We start from the raw sequence: 22,385 nt of genomic DNA on the forward strand, positions 1-22,385 counted from the left end.
GTCATTATTGAGATTTAATTGCCCTTATTGATAAGATGCGTTTCCCCTGATTAAGCAGTCAAGTTTACTTTCAATAGATTCTATTAATCCTAAAGCCTTAGATATTTTTATGAAAATATCACCCCCTGCTTTAGAAATTGCGAAAAATGTAGTTAAAGTAATAGGTTCACTCATGAAAATAACTACCTAATTGACTACAAAATTACAGTGTGTATGGCGACGCATCCTTTATTCCCTCAAGAACTTTTAGTATCTGATGAATTTATTGCATGATTGTTACCTAGATTTATTGTGATGTTGAGAGAGCGATCGCAAACTCATCCCCTAAGAATTTGGTTTAAACCACTGATAGCAAATCAACTTAATGTCTTTTGCTTCAATGATTTCGGCGGGTCCTATGTCTTTCTTGGTCATCTGTCACGTCCTCATATTGGTAACACTAGGCTGAATATCATTCATCAGCTTCAAAATCTTCCTCTTCTTCTGGAAACATTGCACTATAGGATTTTTTGTATTCTTCCTTATAGTTACGATATGCGAGAATTATATTAGCGATTCCTTGATCAGATGCACCAGCTTCGCGGCTACTCAATACTCCATCAGCTAACATTCGGTAAACTAAACTATTCAAAGTATCCTGTAAATTTTGATATGAATTAATTGATTCTGAACTTGGTTGGCTATGGGTTTGTAATAAATTTAGGTTATCTGATAAACTAATAAAATATTGCTGAATTTTATCAAAATCACCTTGAAAATAAGTTTCTAAGAATGTTGTTTTTAGAAATTGAATATCATCTGCTATTTGTTGATATCTTTCAGTATGATTTTCATTAACTCGTTGTTGTACCTGTTTTTCAAATTGAGAACGCCCAATTAAATTAAGCAGAAGTGCTAAAGTCATTGGTACGGTAGCATAAATTATTTGTCCTGTTGTAACCGCTATGGTAGAACCAGCTAAAGTTGCAAAGATTGAGATATATTCGGCAATTTCGAGAAGTCGGTGTTTATTCATAACTACTTCTCTCTGGTGATTGGAAATCTCGAATCAGCACCCTGGTTTTGGATTGTTGAACTTTTAACATCTGCATGGTTGCCTGATGTAGCAAGTGATATATTCATTTTGAATTGGAGTGGCAGCATCTGAAAAAAGATGAGCTATCGGGACAAATGTTTGAGGACGAGTTAGACCTTGCTTATGCCGTTATAAATGGGGTGAATGCTAGGGGAAAAACAAGAAAACATAGTACAGAACGTATTAAATTTCACAATAATGCTAATTGTTAAATTTCCGTTACATAGTTATAAATTTCCCCGCCGACTTACTTATCCCTGTTCTGTCACTCTTGGAAAACAATAATCGAATTCATCTTTTGTAACTCTGATTTCATCAAGGTTTGACGCTTTATTTCTTATTAAAAAATAAAATTTGAGGACAAAATGTCAAAACTAAAGCCCCGTAAACCTTTCAGGTATTGCATTTCCCCATTTTGACAGAAGAGGGTTATTAAGTAACTTGCTATCAGTCAGATTTAGCGATCGCCAAAAAGCAGATTTAATATACTTTCAGTCCCCTTACGGGGATTAGGTAATCAGAAACCTAGAGATAGCAGACTATAACTGGAGAAGGTCGTCCCGTTTCAGTCCCCTTGCGGGGATTAGTGGTTTAGAAACAACTGGCATTCAACCGCCTAGCGTCCCTCCTGAGTAGTTTCAGTCCCCTTGCGGGGATTAGTGGTTTAGAAACCTACATTGCCAAGTAAGCGGCTACTGTCAAAGGTTATGGGTTTCAGTCCCCTTGCGGGGATTAGTGGTTTAGAAACCTTGGCTCAACTTGATCAGCTATCAACCATCGACCCGGATAATGTTTCAGTCCCCTTGCGGGGATTAGTGGTTTAGAAACCAATACGATTGCATCAATGGTGCTTGTACTCCTGCTTCGTTTCAGTCCCCTTGCGGGGATTAGTGGTTTAGAAACTTCGCCATATTGATGTGGGCGATCCACAGCCGGCTGGTTTCAGTCCCCTTGCGGGGATTAGTGGTTTAGAAACATATTTGTTCGCGAGGGCGGCTTGGATACTACCAAGCTGTTTCAGTCCCCTTGCGGGGATTAGTGGTTTAGAAACCGTCGCTATAGTTTTTATCGTCATCCAATGCGTTGTTTCAGTCCCCTTGCGGGGATTAGTGGTTTAGAAACTAACAATTAGCGGGGTCTTGGTTGCGATCGCTCAAGTTTCAGTCCCCTTGCGGGGATTAGTGGTTTAGAAACTGTTCTTTTCCCGACGTTGGTTGGTTGCTTAATGGGTTTCAGTCCCCTTGCGGGGATTAGTGGTTTAGAAACTCTTTTGCTGTTGAGGGTCTAAAGGATTAAGTAGTCTAGTTTCAGTCCCCTTGCGGGGATTAGTGGTTTAGAAACCAGCCGTCTTTATCGCTAACTATTGACCAATCTCAAGGAAGGTTTCAGTCCCCTTGCGGGGATTAGTGGTTTAGAAACAGCAGTCCTAACCAGTCAAAAGGTTCCGTTTTAGCCAGGTTTCAGTCCCCTTGCGGGGATTAGTGGTTTAGAAACATTCAAGACATATAACAATTCCCTAATATAGGACTGTTTCAGTCCCCTTGCGGGGATTAGTGGTTTAGAAACCCCTTTGAAAAATTAATTTGTGCGTCAGGTAAAATGGTTTCAGTCCCCTTGCGGGGATTAGTGGTTTAGAAACCATCAATCAAAGCTGATGATTTAGAATTGTTTGAAAAAGTTTCAGTCCCCTTGCGGGGATTAGTGGTTTAGAAACTTTCTCCTTACTCAGAGCATCATAAATTCTTCTAATTTGTTTCAGTCCCCTTGCGGGGATTAGTGGTTTAGAAACATGAACTAGCAAAAGAATCAGTAATTAATTATCTTGTTTCAGTCCCCTTGCGGGGATTAGTGGTTTAGAAACCGTTTAACGAGTCAGTGTGTATAGACCTTAATTCTATCTCTTGTTTCAGTCCCCTTGCGGGGATTAGTGGTTTAGAAACTGAGAAGTTTAAAAACTTCTGTTTAATGCTTGGTTGTTTCAGTCCCCTTGCGGGGATTAGTGGTTTAGAAACCCGGTCAATTGTCATTGTTTTAACTACAAATATTGGTTTCAGTCCCCTTGCGGGGATTAGTGGTTTAGAAACGTCTTTTCTTGTTTGCATAAAGTTTTAAACCGAAATGTTTCAGTCCCCTTGCGGGGATTAGTGGTTTAGAAACTGTTACAGGGGGTGTAACCGGAGTAACAGCAGAATTATTTAGTTTCAGTCCCCTTGCGGGGATTAGTGGTTTAGAAACGTTCACGAGTTAATGCGATCGCAGGTTAGATGGCGTTTCAGTCCCCTTGCGGGGATTAGTGGTTTAGAAACGGTGGTTGTTCTGCTTAGTTCCTGGTCCAGTTGCAGTTTCAGTCCCCTTGCGGGGATTAGTGGTTTAGAAACAGTTTGCCAAATGCAAACCCGGAGTTATGATAGTTTCAGTCCCCTTGCGGGGATTAGTGGTTTAGAAACATGAAAACATTAAATCAATTGTCGTCTTGATTAAAGGAAGGTTTCAGTCCCCTTGCGGGGATTAGTGGTTTAGAAACAGGGTTAATTTTAGAGATGCCACGTCATACTCAGGTGTTTCAGTCCCCTTGCGGGGATTAGTGGTTTAGAAACTCCAATGAAAAAATAACTATAATTGGAACAGATTACGTTTCAGTCCCCTTGCGGGGATTAGTGGTTTAGAAACCTAGGACTGTATTACAACCTCAATACTTTTTCAAGTTTCAGTCCCCTTGCGGGGATTAGTGGTTTAGAAACGAAAGCATAGTTATCATCAGCTAATCTTTTCTGAAGTTTCAGTCCCCTTGCGGGGATTAGTGGTTTAGAAACAGTTGATAAAAATTGGGGGGAACATCTCAGATATGTTTCAGTCCCCTTGCGGGGATTAGTGGTTTAGAAACCTATATGCGTCATTTGCTAGGCTCCCTTCTTTCGCGTTTCAGTCCCCTTGCGGGGATTAGTGGTTTAGAAACCTCATCCTCCCATCTATCAATTTCACGAAGCTGAAAACTGTTTCAGTCCCCTTGCGGGGATTAGTGGTTTAGAAACTTTTCCTATTTCGGTATAGCCAGATAATTTACCAAAGTTTCAGTCCCCTTGCGGGGATTAGTGGTTTAGAAACTAAAAATTGTCCGGTCAGTGAGTTGAGACAGACTTTGACTGTTTCAGTCCCCTTGCGGGGATTAGTGGTTTAGAAACGTTAGAGGAAACACAGCTACCTTTTAGCAGGTGAGGTTTCAGTCCCCTTGCGGGGATTAGTGGTTTAGAAACTCCCTGTAGGTACACTTTGTTCACTTACTTGAGGAAAGTTTCAGTCCCCTTGCGGGGATTAGTGGTTTAGAAACCTTTGATGCAGTAGGTCTATGATTGGCGTTTCTCCTTAAGTTTCAGTCCCCTTGCGGGGATTAGTGGTTTAGAAACGACACCACCTATTTTTACAGGATTACCACTATCTGGTTTCAGTCCCCTTGCGGGGATTAGTGGTTTAGAAACAATGGCATCAATTAGAACTAGAAAACGGTGGTGTTTCAGTCCCCTTGCGGGGATTAGTGGTTTAGAAACACATCATCCTGCTTTTGAGGATCTGTTTTACGTTTTATGGTTTCAGTCCCCTTGCGGGGATTAGTGGTTTAGAAACAAACCCAAAATTCTTTAGAATCACCGCCTAAGTGGAGTTTCAGTCCCCTTGCGGGGATTAGTGGTTTAGAAACATCGTTTCAATTCCTTCTGGGTATTCTGCTGGTTCGTTTCAGTCCCCTTGCGGGGATTAGTGGTTTAGAAACGGCGTTATGCTATCAATATTGCTGAATCGTCGAAAATGTTTCAGTCCCCTTGCGGGGATTAGTGGTTTAGAAACTTAGCTTGCCCCCAAGATGGTCTCTCTGTCGTACGTCCTATCGGGTTTCAGTCCCCTTGCGGGGATTAGTGGTTTAGAAACGAGGATGTTTCCTCCAAGCTGTTTAACTTCACCAGTGTTTCAGTCCCCTTGCGGGGATTAGTGGTTTAGAAACCACCAGGCAATTGAGCCTGAGTATTGAACTTTAAATGGTCGTTTCAGTCCCCTTGCGGGGATTAGTGGTTTAGAAACTTTACTATTCGCGCTCTTGGCAGGAAGGCTGATAATGTTTCAGTCCCCTTGCGGGGATTAGTGGTTTAGAAACTAGCGTCTTGGTTGTGGCTTATGAAAAAAGTTGCATGTTTCAGTCCCCTTGCGGGGATTAGTGGTTTAGAAACAACAACTTGAGCCTAAGTTTGTTGACCACGCCTGTTTCAGTCCCCTTGCGGGGATTAGTGGTTTAGAAACAGCTAATTTGCCTTCTGCTATCACTCTGATTAATTTCGAGTTTCAGTCCCCTTGCGGGGATTAGTGGTTTAGAAACGCCATAAACAGTGGAGGAAATGCCAATTGCAGCGGCTAGTTTCAGTCCCCTTGCGGGGATTAGTGGTTTAGAAACTTGCAGATATCTGAGTTTTTGGAATGTAGATATAAAGTTTCAGTCCCCTTGCGGGGATTAGTGGTTTAGAAACATTCCTACGCTCCGTCATCATAATATTCATTTATTATGGTTTCAGTCCCCTTGCGGGGATTAGTGGTTTAGAAACTGGCGGCTTCAAATTGTGGATTAGGAGCTTAAAAGTTGTTTCAGTCCCCTTGCGGGGATTAGTGGTTTAGAAACCAATTAACTGAACTGAATTTTTATTATTAATTGAAGTTTCAGTCCCCTTGCGGGGATTAGTGGTTTAGAAACTCAAGGATCGGAAGATGGGAGACGGATATTATTTAAGTTTCAGTCCCCTTGCGGGGATTAGTGGTTTAGAAACTAGTGGTGCGGTTGCCGCTTCAATCACCGATCCCAAGTTTCAGTCCCCTTGCGGGGATTAGTGGTTTAGAAACTTGGGATTGTTTTTAAAGCAGCGCGCGATCGCTACTTGGTTTCAGTCCCCTTGCGGGGATTAGTGGTTTAGAAACTTAGGACAAGTGGTACCACCGGTGGCACTACGGTAAGTTACAGGTTTCAGTCCCCTTGCGGGGATTAGTGGTTTAGAAACCAAGGTAAAAGCTCGTATTGGTGCGAAACCTATTTGGTTTCAGTCCCCTTGCGGGGATTAGTGGTTTAGAAACTTTTCTCTGGGATGGGTGAGGGTGCTTTTGGGGGAATGTTTCAGTCCCCTTGCGGGGATTAGTGGTTTAGAAACAAGCTATCTGAAATCCAGAGCCAGAAGGAAGAATAGATTTCAGTCCCCTTGCGGGGATTAGTGGTTTAGAAACGTAAATCAAAACCTAATACTTGGCTCCGGCTTTTGGTTTCAGTCCCCTTGCGGGGATTAGTGGTTTAGAAACAATACAACTTTGGCGGTATGACCGCTCAGGAGATTTACGAGTTTCAGTCCCCTTGCGGGGATTAGTGGTTTAGAAACCTCGCTTCGGGTTCAGTATTGGACAAAGCAATGTCATGTTTCAGTCCCCTTGCGGGGATTAGTGGTTTAGAAACTTCACCACCACCAATGGAAATGTGACGAGCATATAAACTGTTTCAGTCCCCTTGCGGGGATTAGTGGTTTAGAAACTTATGCTGTTGACCAGAATAATTCTGGTTCTAAGTTTCAGTCCCCTTGCGGGGATTAGTGGTTTAGAAACCCTGATGGATTTCCAGAGTACACTTACCAATCTATCTACATAGGTTTCAGTCCCCTTGCGGGGATTAGTGGTTTAGAAACTTACTTACCAAGATATCAAGCAAATGGCTTGCCAAGTTTCAGTCCCCTTGCGGGGATTAGTGGTTTAGAAACAACTTTTTATTTTATGCCGTGGCTTTGCTCCTAAAGTTTCAGTCCCCTTGCGGGGATTAGTGGTTTAGAAACCCTACCCGCAAAATATTCTACATAGATCCTAAGAATGGTTTCAGTCCCCTTGCGGGGATTAGTGGTTTAGAAACTAATTGCTATCTTGAGTAAATGATGGAGTGAAGTTTCAGTCCCCTTGCGGGGATTAGTGGTTTAGAAACACAGGTACAGGTACGGGTACAGGTACGGGTATAGGGTTTCAGTCCCCTTGCGGGGATTAGTGGTTTAGAAACTTTGTATTTTTCATAGACAAAATATATGGACGCTAATGTTTCAGTCCCCTTGCGGGGATTAGTGGTTTAGAAACGAAACAATTATTTCTGCTCTTAGGAAAGAAAGGGGGGGTTTCAGTCCCCTTGCGGGGATTAGTGGTTTAGAAACATTCAGAGAACTGGTATCAGCCAGCATATCAAGTGTTTCAGTCCCCTTGCGGGGATTAGTGGTTTAGAAACCATGGATGAATAGATACTTTAGGGCAATCAATAATCTTGATTAGTTTCAGTCCCCTTGCGGGGATTAGTGGTTTAGAAACGGTAATTACAATTTTGAGGACGACAAATACTCAAAGTTTCAGTCCCCTTGCGGGGATTAGTGGTTTAGAAACATTGTTTGAAAATTCTGGACGGAAACGAAGACATCAAGTTTCAGTCCCCTTGCGGGGATTAGTGGTTTAGAAACCCGGCGCTTTGAAACACAGTCTAGAAGCGGAATCTAGAGACGATTTTGGCAGACCTCTCAAAAAACCTCATTTCAGGCTTCGGGTCAACCGCCAACTGAAACTAACGAAACGCTGAAAGTATTTAATTATCAAGGTTCTGGCGATTTGGCGGACCCCCCAGGGTTTTTGCCCCCGCTTCGGTTTGCCAAAAATTATCCTTATTTAAGGGTAAAATTTTGTTGTGTTACCTGTCAAGATAAATTCGGTTACAAATAATTAAGCAAAACTTTACAACTTTAAACAGACTGTTACTGAAACAGTTCCTTTACCACTCGTTCTAATTCTTGTGTCATCACATTAGAACCATTTTGTTGATAAACCTCCAGCAATGATTGATAAAACCACAAAGTTTTCTCCTTACCACAGCTAAAGTTATGCCAAACTATATCTCCCCGTTGTTGCCAATCTGCTAATAAAGACCTGGCATTATGCAGTTTATCCGCTAAAGATACCAGTCGCACTGAAGGAGAAGCACAACGTAGATGATCCAAATATCGCTGTTTACGTTCTTGCCAAGGTGGTTTGGGTGGTGTGTCCCATTCTGTACAACCATCAATAATTGTAACAACTGTTTCACCAAAAAGTTGACGCACTTCTTCACGGGTAGATTTTCCACCCTGGTCTTCTATACTATCGTGGAGTAAAGCAGCGATCGCCTCTTCCTCTGTTCCCCCTGCTTCTAATACCAAAGCTGCAACACTTAACAAATGGGAAACATAAGGAACACCGCTAACTTTACGGACTTGATCACCATGCAGACGGGAAGCATAAACTAAAGCTTCTGTGAACTTTTCAGTTAATAGGGGTTGATTTTGTTGATTCATAAATTAAGCAAATCTTGATAAAACTGCATTTCTTTGGTAATATCAGCCGCAATTTTTTGACGTAAATCCTGGGGCATAATTACTTCTAACTTTGGTCGCCACGCCCTTAATCTCATGATGACATTATTATCACCATGACGGTAATTAACTTTGTAATAGGCATCATCAGGTGAACGAGAATCTAGAAGTTTAATTAAGGTTTGTTGTTGTTCCTGTTCTGGTGTATATTGACGAATCAGACTTTTAGCTTTAGCGTGAGAAATGAGTTCAAAAGTATCATGACGAAAAGTATTTTGAATATATCGGTCATGATAATCTCGCTCAAATCTTAACAACATAATTCGAGATGGTAAATAAAAATCAAACCCCCAAGATTTAGACATTTGCAGTTCAATTTCTTCGGGATTTGGTAAATCTCGTTGATGGTAACGTTGTTGTAATATAGAAGGAATTTGCGGATTTGTCCAATCAATTGCTGTAATATCTTGGATTCTATCTAAACGAAAATTATACCAATCGGTTTTGCGGTCAGGACTTTGACCAAAAGCACAAAGATATACTGCACGTTGAACATAATAAACACAGACAGGATAAACAAAACATTCCACATCTTGTCCTAATCTGGCACTATCGTAAGTTAACTTGATAGGTGGAACAGGGGTTTGTTGCCATAATTGTTTTAATTCATATTGCCAATTATCAACTTCATCAGTAGCAGTAACAACGTAATCAAGTTTCAAGAAAAAACGTTGCACACCTGCTATATTTTGAGAAAGATTGCGGGCAATATCGGCTAAATCTTCCTGATTGAGAAAATCTAAATCTGCGCTATTGATTTTATGAGTAATAGGACGAGATGGTAATTTTTGGACATGATAATATTTTTCACCATTGTATTCTAACCAGCCTAATTCTGCTAATAGTGTTAAATCTGCTTGTAGGGAACGCCGAGTAACGGCAAATAAACGCTGTTGGAGTAATTTTTCTAAATCACCCACAGATTGAATAATGTTAATATTTTTTGTGGATGAAATTGGTGGTATATTTTCTGGTGGGGATTGAGAAATACCCAGATGAGAAATGAGCGATCGCTTCCATTCTGATTCAGAAATTCCTGTGTTTTCATTAAACAACCAAACCGCAGTAGTTTTAGCACAGTTACAGTGAGGGTCATGAAGTTTGGGTATTGCTTCACCTTTGGGATGGGTGGCAGTAAAAAAAGCATCTCGCCAGTCTGCTAAAGTAAAACCATTTGTTAATGGTAAACGTTCCTGGTCTTCTCCGTACAAAGAACGCAACCATACCCACAAACGAATAGAACGGGATAGGTTTTGTTTGAGAGAACCCCGTGCTAACCATTGCAGCAGTTCTACTTGGGGAATGTCGGTGAAAAGATAATCATTAGTCATTGCTTATCAGTCATTGGTTATTAGTCATTAGTAAACTTTTTACTGTCCCCATTCACCAGTCACCTTTACCATAGAATACGTTGGAATAGGCTGCTTCCAATACCATGTATGATTGTAGTCATCGGTTGGAGGTGCAAACCATGACTACTTACAAAATCGAATTGCAAGAAGGAATCTTACGGATTAATTTTGGCGAACCTGCCCAAAATGACCAAATTGTCAAGGATGCAGCCGCCAGATTAGAAGAAATGGCGCGGTCTGGAGAATTGGCAGGTGGTCAATTATTGAAAATTAATGGACCTGTGTCTATTCCTGTGGCTTTTGTTCTGGCGCATAAATTAGCACATATCTATGGTGCTATCGGTTTCTATGATCCCAAATTAGCAAAGTATGTGATTTGTATCACCCACAATCCGGCATATAAGCTGGGAGACTTAATTGATTAAAGTGTTTATTAGTTTCACCAAATATGACTCTAAATTACCTATGTATACAAATTATAAGTATTTTGGAGTTCTAGTAGCATTTCTTGCCTTAATTCCCAAGGTAGTAAGACTTCAACTTTTGATCCTAAAGCTCGTAACCGTCTAATTACATAATAATCAGTATTTCGATAATAAACCTGATAATAAGCATCATGATTTGAGCGAGAATCAAGAATTGGTAAAATATGCTGATGTAGTGAAGTGGGTGTGTTTTGTTTTATTAGTGTTTGTGCTTGCTCATAACTAATAGCTTTAAATGTTTGGTGAATGTTGATTCCTTGGATATAACTTTGGTGAAAATTTTGGTCAAACCGCAATATCATCAATGTTTTTTCCTTATAAAAATCACACCCCCAAGCTTCTCTCAATTTCATATTCACTGTTTTAGGAGTTGGTAGTTGATTATCTTTATATTTGTCTCTTAATAGTTGGGGAACACGATTATCTTCCCAATCTAAAATTTCTAATCGCTGGGAAATTATTCTATCTAAACGATATTTGTACCAGTTGATATCACCTTTAGGAGTTTTACCATAAGCACACAGATATTTAGCGCGTTCCATAAAGTAAATGCAAACTGGATAAACAACACATTCATAAATTTTATTTTGATGGGCGCTGTGATAAGTTAAAAGTAAAGGTTGGATTTTTCCTGAATCCCAAATATCCTGTAAATCACTTTGAATTTCATCTACTGCATCTTGTATTGGACTTGATTCAGGTACTACATAATCAGCATATAAAAAAACTCGATGATTGTCTTCATCTATTTCCTCTTCTGATATTTCTTCTGCAAGTAATGGTAAAGTAGGGTCAAGAAAACTAAACATACCCAAAGTTCCAGCTAAATAGGCTTGTTTTTTATTACTTAAATTCGTTTCGTAGCCAAAATTTTCCGATTTTTGAGAAAATGGTAATACCTCTACTCGACGATAATATTTGCTTCTACCAGAGACGTGATCTACTCGTTGCAAGCAGTTTTTACTGACTAATAAATCTAAGTCGCTTTGAAGTGATTTGCGAACTTGGGCAAATAACCGTTCCTTGAGGATTTCTTCTACAAGTTTTTCTAAATCAGAGTTATATACTGGTATATGTTGTTGTAAAGAATTTTGCCACTCATCTATAGATACTTCCAATTCTACTAACCATTGTCGGGTGGTTTTGAGACAAGCACAGTCAGGGTCTTGATGGTTAATGATATCGGTTTGTTTTTCATCCCTGTGTGTCTCGGTAAAGAAAGCTTGTCGCCAGTCAGTGTAAGTGAAGGTGTCACCAATAGCTGCTTGTCCTTGATCACTATATAACCAATGTAACAATACCCACAGCCTAATAGCACGAGTGAGGTTGTGACCTTGATCAAGAGATCCATTGGCTAATTGCTGTAAGATGTTGGGGGATGGAGTGGTAGTAGAAAGTATATTCACGGAGGATAAATAGGTTATTATGTGCGCTTTCTAATTTAGCAGATATTGGAAAGGGGTATTTCCAATGCTATGTATACTGGTTATAGAAATTTTGATAAAAGGATACATTAAAGATTATGAGTACATCTGAGTTAGATAAGTACAAAGTTGACCATCTATTTTTGCTGATAGGTGAAAATCCTTTACCTAATTACGTGGCGGCAAAGACTTTGTTAGAGGAAGGTGGGAAACCTTATCTTGTTTTTACTGAACATACTGATAAACCTGCTAAACGTCTAAAGGAAGAATTAGGACTCAGTGATCAAGAATTAGTTCCACTAGATAATTATCAATCTAATGCTCATGAAATAAAGGAAAGAATACGACAAAAAATTAAGGAAATTCAATCGAATTTCCCAGATAAAAAACAATTTGGGCTTAATTATACTGGTGGTACAAAGGCAATGGCTGTTCATGCTTATCAAGCACTACTACATCCTGATAAGGAAAAATCAGATATCAAGCTAGTTCCACCTCCTTTCCTTAGCTACCTAGATTCTAGTAGTTTAAAAATGTTAATTGATCAAGAAAAAGACCATCCTATTCCCTGCGATATATCCAAAGAATCTCTTGAACTTTCACTAGAAAAACTCTTTAGGTTGCATGGGTTATCTTTAAGTAAAGTACCCAAGATTCATGTTACACTCCCCGAATTAGTAGAAGCTATAGTTAAAAATAATTTAGCATGGCGAGAATGGTGCAAAAACCAACTTTATATTGAAGGACGGCAAAAAGAAGAAGTAGAACGAGTGCAAACTAAATTAGAAATCCAAGACAAAGAAACAAACGAGAACCAGAACAATCTTGTTACAGAAATATACTTTAAATTTGGAGAATGGAAAAATGCCACTAATTTGAGAGACTTATCATTGCCTATCCATGAATTACCAAAAGAGATAACTTATGTTTTGGAAAAGTATAATTTCCTAGATTGTAACGGAAATTTATCAATTCAAACAATTGAAGAATCACTACAGCAAATCGAAGACAAAAAAAGGATTCCTAAACCTAAAAAAAATAAAGATTATCCCAAAGAAATTTGTAAATGGCTTGAAGGTATTTGGCTAGAAGACTATGTATTACAGCAGTTAAAGAAAATTGAAATAGAGTGCTTAATTAATATTAATGACATTGGTATGTCATTTGATTTCCCGGAAAAAGCAGATATTGCATTTTTTGAATTTGATGTAGCTTTTTTACGAGGATATCAACTATTTGCTATATCCTGTACTACAGATAATACTGAAAATTTGTGTAAATCTAAGTTGTTTGAAGCTTATCGTCGAGCGCGGCTAATGGGAGGAGATGAAGCTCGAATTGCGTTAGTTTGCTATTCTGATAAACCAAATAAAATCAAACAAAGTTTTAGGAGTCAAATTAATGACTCTAAAGTTAGGGTTTTTGGAAGTCAGGATATTACAGATTTATCAGAAAAACTCAAAGCATGGATTCAAGAGGTAGACGCATAATGAACAAATACATTGTCACTGTAATTGATACTACTGGCATCCAGAAATACATCTTTGGTAGTAATAGATTAAAAGAAAATGTGGGTGCTTCGTATCTTGTTAAACTAGCAACAGGTGATTGGATTACAGATCATAACTGGATCAATGATTGTTTGAGGAAGTTAGGAAATGTTTACATTCCTGATGTTGCTTCTAATCAATTAGAACCACGTATTTATCAAGATTCTAAAATTATCGCTGAATTAATATACTTTGGTGGAGGAAATACTTTTTTACTCTTTAGAGATACAGAAGAAAATTATGCTCAACAATTTACTAAACTTTTGACTAAAAAGATTTTAGTAGAAGCTCCTGGTTTGAATGTTGCAATTGCTCATCAACCATTTGAATGGAACGGTGAAAAACCTTTAAGAGATATTATTAAATATGATCTGATAAAAGGTAAATTAGATATCCAGAAAAGAAAACCGATATCATCATATCCTTTATTGGGTTTAAGTGTAACAGCAGCTTGTGTATCCACTGGATTAGTTGGAGCAGAAACAAGAGAAATTGATGGTATTACTAGAACATTATCTAGGGAAGCTATCAGCAAACTTGATATTGCTGATCCTAATGCAAATAATTATCTTAAAAAAATTATTTTTGATGAGAACAAAATTAGAAAGAGAAACGAACAATATGATATTCCTTATGATGTTGATGATTTAGGACGTTCAGAAAATGAAAGCAGTTATATGGCTGTGATTCATATTGACGGTAATCAAATGGGTAAACGTTTTGAAAACTATGCTGAAATTCAATCTAATGACCAAGAATTTATTATTGCTATGCGTGAGCTTTCTTGGGGAGTTAGTCAAGCTAGTCAAAACGCATTAGAAGCTGTTAGTCAGGCAGTTATCAATTTAATTAACGAAGATAAGTTTAAAATTAAAGATAACTATTTACCTTTCCGACCTATTGTATATGGTGGTGATGATGTAAATTTTGTGTGTGATGGGCGGTTAGGTTTATCTCTAGCGGTAAAATTTTTAGAAAAGTTTGAGGAATTTACTCAAGACTTACCTAGTAAAAATGGTAAAGAAAAAGTGACAGCCTGTGCCGGCATTGCTATTGTTAAAACTCACTATCCTTTTTCAAAGGCTTATGATTTGAGTAAATCTTTGTGCAGCAATGCTAAAAAATTTGTTAGGGAAGAAACTGATAATTATTCTGGAAAACAGCCTATATTTTCTGCATTAGATTGGCATATTGCATCTAGTAGTTTATTAGGTAGTATTAGTGAAATTCGAGAGCGTGAGTATCGTGTACAAATTCCAGAATATGATAAGATTGCTCACCTGAATATGCGTCCTTTACGTTCTCACCCTTATCCAGATGAATGGCGTACTTGGACTGGATTTTTAAAAGTAGTTAATTATTTCAATACACATCCAGATCACAAAGACCGTCGTAATAAAGTAATGGCTTTACGAGAAGTATTAAGGCAAGGAAAGAAAGCAACAGAGCAATACATACAGGCTTATGGATTAAAATTACCAGACTTCCCAAATGCAAATTCTCTACTTGCCAAAGAAGGCTGGTGGAAAGATAGATGTGGCTATTTTGATGCAATTGAAGCAATGGACTTTTATATTCCTTTGGAAGCAGAAGCAAATGAGTAAATATACGATCAAAATTACACTTTTAAGTGATACTACTTTTGGTAGAGGAGACGGAGTAGCAGGTTTAGTTGATCAGGAAGTAGAACATGATCGCTATGGTTTTCCATACCTCCGAGGGCGTACTCTCAAAGGGTTGCTTAGTGAAGAATGCGATAATTTAGTAGCTGTTTTATCTGATGAAAACCAGCGTCAACACTGGCAAAAAATCAGTAATGAATTATTTGGTGTACCAGGTAGTACCCTTGGTACTCAGGGAAAAATTCATCTGGGAGATGCTTGTTTACCATCTGATTTAAGAACAGAAATTGCTGCACAAATAGATTCAGAAGAAAAGAAAAAACAAAATGATAAGAAATACAAACCTAAACTGACATCTACAGACATTCTAGAGTCTTTGACTACTATTCGTCGTCAGACTGCTATTGATACAGAAACAGGCATATCGGCTGATCATAGTTTACGTTCAGCACGGGTTATTTTGCGAGAATTGATTTTTGAATCCAACATATTATTTGAAACTGAATTAGATGAAAATTCGGATGATGATCAGGATATGTTAGCACTTTTGACTGTGGGTACATTGGCACTAAGGAGAATTGGCAGTGGTCGTAATCGGGGTAAAGGTCATGTAAAATGCAGTCTCTATGATTCTGCACAAGAGATTACTAAAAATATGAATTATATTCAAAGATTTGGGAGAAATAAATGAAAGCAGTTACTTTTTTACTACATACTCAGCAACCAATTCTGGCTACATCACTTCAAGGCGATCCTAATAGTGATGTATCTCATCCTTACATTCCTGGTAGTATGATTAGAGGTTTTCTAATTGGTCGTTATTTGCAAAAAAATAGAATTAAAGTAAATGATGATACTTTAGATATTCAGCAACTTCCAAATGTAAAACGATTATTTTTTGATGCTAAAACCACTCGTTACTTGAATGCTTACCCATTAATAGATAATAAGCGTACTTTACCCACACCACGTTCTTGGTATAAGGATAAGGGAGTAACATTTTCAGAAGATAAAGAAAAAACTATCTACGATTTCAGTAAAATTCCTTTAGAGGAACAAAAGGAATTAACGAATGATTATGAAGAAAATTTATCTCCGAAATTGCTAGAAGAAAACTTTTGTTTAGTAGATGAAGACGAAGTATTGCTTTACAAAGTTAAACGCAGAATTAATATTCATAATAAACGCGATCGCAAACGTGGTAAAGGTATTGAGGGTAGTGGTGCAGTATTTAGCTATGATGCTATAGATGCAGGTCAAACTTTTCAAGGGGTAGTTTTATGTGAAACCGAAGAAGATCAATCTATTATTGAATCACTATTGCAACACAAAGATGTTTGGTTAGGTGGTTCTCAAAGTGCAGGATATGGCCATGCTGAAATACAACTATTAAATAATAATCATGAATACTATGAAGTAGAAAGTGCTTCAAGAGAACGTATAGAAAATCAGGCAAATTTAACTGTTACACTGTTAAGTGATACCATTATATATAATGAATGTGGGCAAATTGTAAGCAATCCAGAAACACTACGACAAATACTTTCAGATGCTCTAAATCAAGAGCTTAAATTTCAAGAAAATGGGATTTATGCTAGTAGTATCATTGTAGGTGGTTTTAACCGTAAATGGGGATTACCATTACCACAAACACCAGCTTTAGCAGCAGGAAGTGTATTTGTATTTGAAAATATTGATATTAGTTCAGACAAGTTTCATGAGTTTTTAGATAATGCTAAAAAAATTGAAAAACAAGGAATTGGTGAAAGAAGAGTAGACGGTTTTGGCAGAGTAATATTTAATTGGCTAAATGAAGAAACAGAAGAATATAAAGCTAAATTATTTAACCCAGAATTTCAAACAACACAACAAGCTCAGAACAAAGAACCGCTAAAATCAGAATCTTCTAAAATAGCAGTAGGTATAGCTAATCGAATAGTAAGAAAAAAACTTGATGATTTGATAATACAACAAGTTAGTAAGATCAGTTTGACTAACCCAGAAGAGATTTCAAATAGTCAATTATCAAGGTTAATGCTTGTGGCAAGACAGGTTTTATATGAAGTAGAATTTGAACAAACTAAATATGAAAATGAACGTAGGAGCATTACAGAATTAGTTGAACCAATTAACAACTTACTGCATAACTTACCTTCTAATGCTCTTAAACAATTTGAGCGTAGTAAGTTAACTGAAAATATTAAGCAATGTCTTAATGTAGAAGATTCTTGGTTACAAAATGTTTGGCGTAGTAATCCAGAAACCAAACATTTAATAGCTGATGATCAACCAAAGGTTATTATTGCAGGTGAAGATAAGGATATTGATACTTATATCACGCTAGAATATTCTCTCCGATTAATTATAGCAGTTGTGAAAAAGATAATGAAGGAGAAAAATAATGATTGAAAACCGTCATAATTCAAATCGAAATATTATTAGGCGCATTATTGTAAGGGGTAATTTAGTTTTAGATACTCCTACTTGTCTAGGAAGTGGTGATGCTGATAATCTAATTGATTTACCTTTGTTAAGAGATACTATTAGCAACCATGCTTTACTAACGGGTTCATCAGTAGCTGGGGCATTACGAAACTATTTGCGTGAACACAATAAAGGATATCAATTAAAAGATTATCGTCATGAGTTAGTAACTAAATTATTTGGTGACTTATTTGCTTATCACAATGAAGTCAACATTACTGATGAAAAAGAAAAAATAAAAATTAAATCACAAGATAATCAAAGCCTATTAATCATAGATGATTCTATTAGTAATTCTACTATCCAAACTGAACTAAGAGATAGTGTAAAAATTGATAGTGTCACTCGTACAGCAGCAGATAAAGCAAAATATGACTTAGAACTCCTGCAAGCAGGTACAGAATTTCCCCTATGTTTTGAGTTATTGATAGAAAAAGGATCTGATGAACCTAGTTTACTAAAAGGATTAGCGATCGCGCTCCAAGGTTTAGAACCAGTTGAAGGTTTAGAACAAGGTGAAATCAGCTTAGGAATCAAAAAGCATCGTGGTTTTGGTCGCTGTCATGTCAACGAGTGGCAAGTATGGCAATTTGATTTAACAGATCATCAACAAAGATTAGATTGGTTAAAATTTGAACATTGGCACTCTGGTTTATTTCCTGATTATCCAACTCATACATCAATTGCAAAAGCATTAAATGTATCTCTGGGTGAAAAAGATGATCAGCGCGAGTTCTGTAAAATTGATGCCACATTCACCCTTGCTAGTCCTTTATTAATTCGTTCTGGTCAAGCATCCAATGATAAAGCACCTGATGTAGTACATTTAAAATCACGACGTAATGGAGAATTAAAACCTGTTTTATCTGGTACATCTTTAGCTGGAGTGTTACGTCATCGTGCAGAGAAAATTGTTAATACTTTAACCGAATGCAAAAAACCTCTAGTTACAAAGCGAATTATCAAGGAAATATTTGGTTTTGTGCCTGATAAAAAATATCAATCTGAAATAGAGGATATTGATCAAAATAACGAAAAAGCAAAAGCTAGTCGTTTAATAGTTCATGAAAGTGTCATTGAAAACACCACAGATTTAGTACAAAACCGCATAGCTATTGACCGTTTTACTGGTGGTACTTTACATGGTGCATTATTCAATGAACAGCCAATATTTCCTAAAAAGGATACACATTTAAAATTAAATCTTGAATTACGTAATCCAGAAGATTATGAAATTGGGTTACTTCTATTATTACTAAAAGATTTATGGACTGGTGATTTACCAGTAGGAGGTACAAGCAGTATTGGTAGAGGTAGATTACAAGGTAAAGATGCAACTATTACTTTACGAATAAAACAAGAAAAGAGAAAGTTAATCATTGAACAATCTGAGAATAATCAATCTTTAATTATTAGAGAAGATGATCCTGAATCTACCGATAATACGGCTGAATACTTGCAATACTTTCTTGATGAGTTAAATAAGGAATTGAAAAAATGACTATCCCAAAACCAAAATGTAACCCTTTAGAAGTACCATGTGATTTTAATTTAAAAACATGGCTTGAAGAACAAGCACAACAATTAGAAAAAGAATCTAGTGACAACCAATTAAATTACCTTTTAGCTCATGCTGATGATGGTGTAATATGGGGTAAATTCCAAAATGGTGAATTGATTACAACTACTGAACCAGTTAAATTATTTCCTGAATGCGATTTTCCAACTTTGAGAAAGGAAACTTTACAACAATGTCGTATTTTTGGGCATAAATCAGAAGTGATGATTTGGAAAACCGATGGAGGTTTCAAAGCACGTTTAATTGAAGATGAAGAAAAAACAGAATTTATACCAGAACTTCAAATCCTTTGGGGAACACATGGAGAACACCATCCAAATGGTTTTACTTTGCTATGGGATGGTTCACAAGGACTACAACACGCTGTACCTTTTACAGATATTGAGTTAGAAGAAAAAGAAAATGGCAAGCTAAAAAATAAAGTTAGATTAATAGTTCGTCATTATATTGATTATGATGATTCGGGTGTTGCTCGGATTTATCTAAGTCGTTTGGTTGATTTAACAAATAAGGAGATTTAAAAATGAATCCTAGACATATTACACCAAAATCTAAAAATAATCGTGCTTTTGCTCCTTATAATTTTGTAGAACTACCTGATGAAAATAAATTAGTCGTAGCACAACAACTACCAAATAGCAATTGTTATGAAAAAGAGCGATACACAGGTTATATTGAATGTACTTTAGTTACAGAAACTCCATTATATATTCGTAACGGATTAATTCCAGATGATTTTAAAACCTTTGGTGATTTAAGTTGTAATCATCAAGAACTGGAGCAGGTAACATCAGAAGAACAAAAACGCTGGACTGATTTTTTTAATAACCCAGCTAATAATCGTCCAATCATTCCTGGTAGTAGTATTAGAGGTATGCTCAGGACAATGATGGAAATTGTTACTTATAGTAAATTCCATCAAGTTTCAGGAAATCAAAAATTATTTTTTCGTGCTGTTGCAGCACCCAAACTTGATCCTCTAACTGGAGAATATAATAAAAAATTACTTGACCAAGAAAAAAATAAAATAAAAGCTGGATATTTACAACAGCAAAAGGATGGTAGTTGGCGAATTTATATCGCTCAAGATATTGATAAACACCTATTTATATGGATTAAAGAATCATTGATACCTGATGATATTGAATTAATAAAACTAAATAATGCTGATTATAAGCCTCAGTATTTAGCGGTAAGATTTGATGATATCACTCCCTATAAAACTCGCTACCTTGCTAACCAGATTAGCAAAGATAACCCTAATCATAAATACAGAGGATATTTAGTTACAAGTGGTAATATGATGGAAGGAAATAAGGGAGGTAAATCTCCACGTCAATATCATTGTTTAATAGGAGAAAAAACAGATGATTATAAAGAAATTGATCATGGTGCTGTAGATGATTATATTGCTGGCTTAACGGAATTTCAGAAAAAATATTTTGATGAAAATAGCGGTGTCTTAAAAAATGGTTATCCTGTTTTCTTCAGAGAACCTAAACAAAATGAAAAAGTAACTCTATTTGGTCATAATCCTAACTTCCGTGTACCTTATACTCCTCCTGGTAATAATGGACGTGCTGCTTCAGTTACAGATTTTATTCCTTCAAGATTAAAGAGTTCTGAAAACTCCGATATTGACATGACTGAAGCAATATTTGGATGGGTAAATAAAAAATCACAAGATCAAGCTCGCGCTGGAAGAATATTTATAACTGATGCTATCGTTGATGATACGATTCCAGAAGATAAGATTTGGTGTCAGCAAAACCCTAATGAAAGAATTACTCCTCCAATTTTAGCTACTCCTAAACCTACTACATTTCAGCATTATTTAGTACAAACTGATCCTGATGGTAAAAGGGAAAATCTCAAACACTATGGTAGTGTTCCTCATCAAGATACAGTAATTCGTGGATATAAATTATATTGGCATCATAAAGATGTTAATCATAGTTCAATTACAGAAGATGATTTGAAAGACATAAGCGAAAAACCAAAACAATATACAAAAATTAGACCTATCAATCCACAGGTTAGTTTTCATTTCAAAATTTATTTTGATAATTTCACTGAACAAGAACTAGGTGCATTATTATGGATATTGGATTTAGCTAAAGAAAAAGAAAAGCGTATTTATGTAAAAAATAATCAAGAATATCGTTTTTCTCTTGGTATGGGTAAACCATTTGGAATGGGAACAGTTAAACTGACTAACCAAGTATTATGGCTTAGTCAACGTCAAGAAAAACGTTATCATAAATTATTTGATGGGAATAATTGGGAAACAGGTAATTATAAGGATACTGAAGTTGAAGCAGAATTATTTGTAGAGGAATTTAAAAAATATTTGTTATGTGAAAATCCTGATACAAACTTAGAAAATGTAGAACGGATCAAAATGTTGTTAACAATGTTAAGTTTTCCAGGAAAACCCCCAGGTAGTGTACGCTATATGAAAATAGAACATCCTCAGAACAAAAATGAATATGATCTGCGTCCAGTTTTACCAAATCCTGGTGATGTTTAGAGTCTTTGCTAGACCAAAACCACCGAAAAAATAAAAGCGATCGCACCACACCCCCAAATCTCCCAAATAGCGATCGCCCTACTCTTCCCTATTCATCTGTCCCCTTACCCATTCCCTGATTGCTTGCCTAAAAACCCGCCTTCCTGCCATGCGGTATCTTTCAATTAGTGATGGAATTTCCTGAATATGCAAATTAGGAAAAACTAAACTTGTTTCTGCTTGGAGATATTCCTTACCCTGCAATTGGTAAATTCTTATTTCTCCAGCGTCATAACACCAAATTTCAGGTACACCTAACCTTGCATAGATAGAAAACCTATCTAATGATTTACTGGTGACATCAATTTCTAAAGCTAAATCGGGGGGTGGGTCTTGATTCAAATCAAACTTGAGCTTGCCTCTAATTAATGCCTCATTTTGAAAATAAAAGCAATTATCAGATTCTATCCCCGCCTTTTTTAATTCTCGTTTCCAGGTAGTTGAACCATAACATTCATAATCTAGTTCTAAAACCTCTGCTGTATCTTTGATGATGTCACCAATTATTTCTTTGTAATATTCATGTTCTGGTAATGGTGTCATAATCTCTAATGTGCCATCATCGTAAGCTATTTTAGCTGCTCGGCTTTCACCTAAATCTACTAATAAATTCTCAAATTGTTGCCAACTGATATTATGGAGAACTACCCGATCAGCGCGACGTTCAGTTAACAGCATAATTCCTCGCAGCATCAGTAAGCCATCAATAGCCGTCAGTATTTAGTAAGAAATTAAGTATATCTTTAAATATACAACTGATGACTAATTGATATGGTATCACAATTTATTTTAATTTA

14 protein-coding genes and 1 CRISPR repeat array are annotated in these 22,385 nt (G+C 36.9%); of the genes, 8 read left to right on the top strand and 6 right to left on the bottom strand.

All coding sequences use genetic code 11. From position 1 onward, the window contains the following. Positions 1-24: 24 nt before the first annotated feature. The 4 genes from H6G06_RS16940 to H6G06_RS16955 all read right to left on the bottom strand — a co-directional run bounded on the left by H6G06_RS16940 (position 25) and on the right by H6G06_RS16955 (position 9,854). Positions 25-174: a hypothetical protein gene (locus H6G06_RS16940; RefSeq protein WP_190562185.1), complete on the bottom strand. Its 150-nt coding sequence runs from the start codon at positions 172-174 to the stop codon at positions 25-27. A gap of 277 nt (positions 175-451) precedes the next feature. Next, entirely contained in the window at positions 452-1,015 is a 564-nt protein-coding gene (locus H6G06_RS27060) for a hypothetical protein (RefSeq protein WP_199306759.1), read from the bottom strand. Between the two features lie 548 nt (positions 1,016-1,563). Further along, positions 1,564-7,581: direct repeats of the CRISPR family, unit length 37 nt; unit sequence GTTTCAGTCCCCTTGCGGGGATTAGTGGTTTAGAAAC. A 288-nt stretch (positions 7,582-7,869) separates the two neighbouring features. Further along, positions 7,870-8,445 carry an HD domain-containing protein gene (locus H6G06_RS16950; RefSeq protein WP_190562187.1) on the bottom strand — a complete coding sequence of 192 codons (576 nt, stop codon included), beginning with the start codon at positions 8,443-8,445 and terminating at the stop codon, positions 7,870-7,872. Beyond that, positions 8,442-9,854 (bottom strand): TIGR03985 family CRISPR-associated protein, encoded by a 1,413-nt coding sequence (locus H6G06_RS16955; RefSeq protein WP_190562189.1) that lies wholly within the window; start codon positions 9,852-9,854, stop codon positions 8,442-8,444. Before H6G06_RS16955 ends, H6G06_RS16950 begins: the two co-directional genes overlap by 4 nt. A 140-nt stretch (positions 9,855-9,994) precedes the next feature. Between H6G06_RS16955 and H6G06_RS16960 the strand changes: the two genes are divergently transcribed. Then, positions 9,995-10,300, top strand: coding sequence for a CRISPR-associated protein Csx3 (locus H6G06_RS16960; protein ID WP_190562191.1), 306 nt, complete (start codon positions 9,995-9,997; stop codon positions 10,298-10,300). A 38-nt stretch (positions 10,301-10,338) separates the two neighbouring features. On the opposite strand, the gene H6G06_RS28005 is transcribed toward H6G06_RS16960, so the two are convergent. Continuing rightward, positions 10,339-11,766, bottom strand: a complete 1,428-nt coding sequence (locus H6G06_RS28005; protein WP_190562193.1) for a TIGR03985 family CRISPR-associated protein — start codon at positions 11,764-11,766, stop codon at positions 10,339-10,341. A 116-nt stretch (positions 11,767-11,882) separates the two neighbouring features. On the opposite strand from H6G06_RS28005, the gene H6G06_RS16970 reads away from it, so the two are divergent. From H6G06_RS16970 to H6G06_RS17000, 7 genes are read left to right on the top strand one after another with little or no spacing between them, the layout of a single operon-like run. Beyond that, on the top strand, positions 11,883-13,274 hold the full coding sequence (locus H6G06_RS16970; RefSeq protein WP_190562194.1) for a Card1-like endonuclease domain-containing protein: 1,392 nt from the start codon (positions 11,883-11,885) through the stop codon (positions 13,272-13,274). Continuing rightward, positions 13,250-14,938 carry a Cas10/Cmr2 second palm domain-containing protein gene (locus tag H6G06_RS16975; RefSeq protein WP_242039732.1) on the top strand — a complete coding sequence of 563 codons (1,689 nt, stop codon included), beginning with the start codon at positions 13,250-13,252 and terminating at the stop codon, positions 14,936-14,938. Before H6G06_RS16970 ends, H6G06_RS16975 begins: the two co-directional genes overlap by 25 nt. After that, positions 14,931-15,647: an RAMP superfamily CRISPR-associated protein gene (locus H6G06_RS16980; RefSeq protein ID WP_190562196.1), complete on the top strand. Its 717-nt coding sequence runs from the start codon at positions 14,931-14,933 to the stop codon at positions 15,645-15,647. Before H6G06_RS16975 ends, H6G06_RS16980 begins: the two co-directional genes overlap by 8 nt. Then, complete coding sequence (locus tag H6G06_RS16985) at positions 15,644-17,365, top strand: RAMP superfamily CRISPR-associated protein (protein ID WP_190562198.1); 1,722 nt, start codon at positions 15,644-15,646, stop codon at positions 17,363-17,365. Before H6G06_RS16980 ends, H6G06_RS16985 begins: the two co-directional genes overlap by 4 nt. Continuing rightward, a complete protein-coding gene (locus H6G06_RS16990; protein WP_190562200.1) occupies positions 17,358-18,941 on the top strand; it encodes an RAMP superfamily CRISPR-associated protein in 1,584 nt (527 codons plus the stop codon). The genes H6G06_RS16985 and H6G06_RS16990 overlap by 8 nt, the downstream gene beginning before the upstream one ends. Continuing rightward, on the top strand, positions 18,938-19,540 hold the full coding sequence (gene csx19, locus H6G06_RS16995) for a type III-D CRISPR-associated protein Csx19 (protein ID WP_190562203.1): 603 nt from the start codon (positions 18,938-18,940) through the stop codon (positions 19,538-19,540). Before H6G06_RS16990 ends, csx19 begins: the two co-directional genes overlap by 4 nt. A 2-nt stretch (positions 19,541-19,542) precedes the next feature. Beyond that, positions 19,543-21,549: a TIGR03986 family type III CRISPR-associated RAMP protein gene (locus H6G06_RS17000; protein ID WP_190562205.1), complete on the top strand. Its 2,007-nt coding sequence runs from the start codon at positions 19,543-19,545 to the stop codon at positions 21,547-21,549. A 78-nt stretch (positions 21,550-21,627) separates the two neighbouring features. Here H6G06_RS17000 and H6G06_RS17005 read toward each other — a convergent pair whose 3' ends face one another. Beyond that, the gene (locus H6G06_RS17005) at positions 21,628-22,266 is read right to left on the bottom strand and encodes a Uma2 family endonuclease (RefSeq protein WP_190562206.1); all 639 of its coding nucleotides are present in this window, start codon (positions 22,264-22,266) and stop codon (positions 21,628-21,630) included. Positions 22,267-22,385: the final 119 nt, after the last annotated feature.

Origin of the sequence: Anabaena sphaerica FACHB-251 (genome assembly GCF_014696825.1) — a bacterium.
GTDB lineage: Bacteria > Cyanobacteriota > Cyanobacteriia > Cyanobacteriales > Nostocaceae > RDYJ01.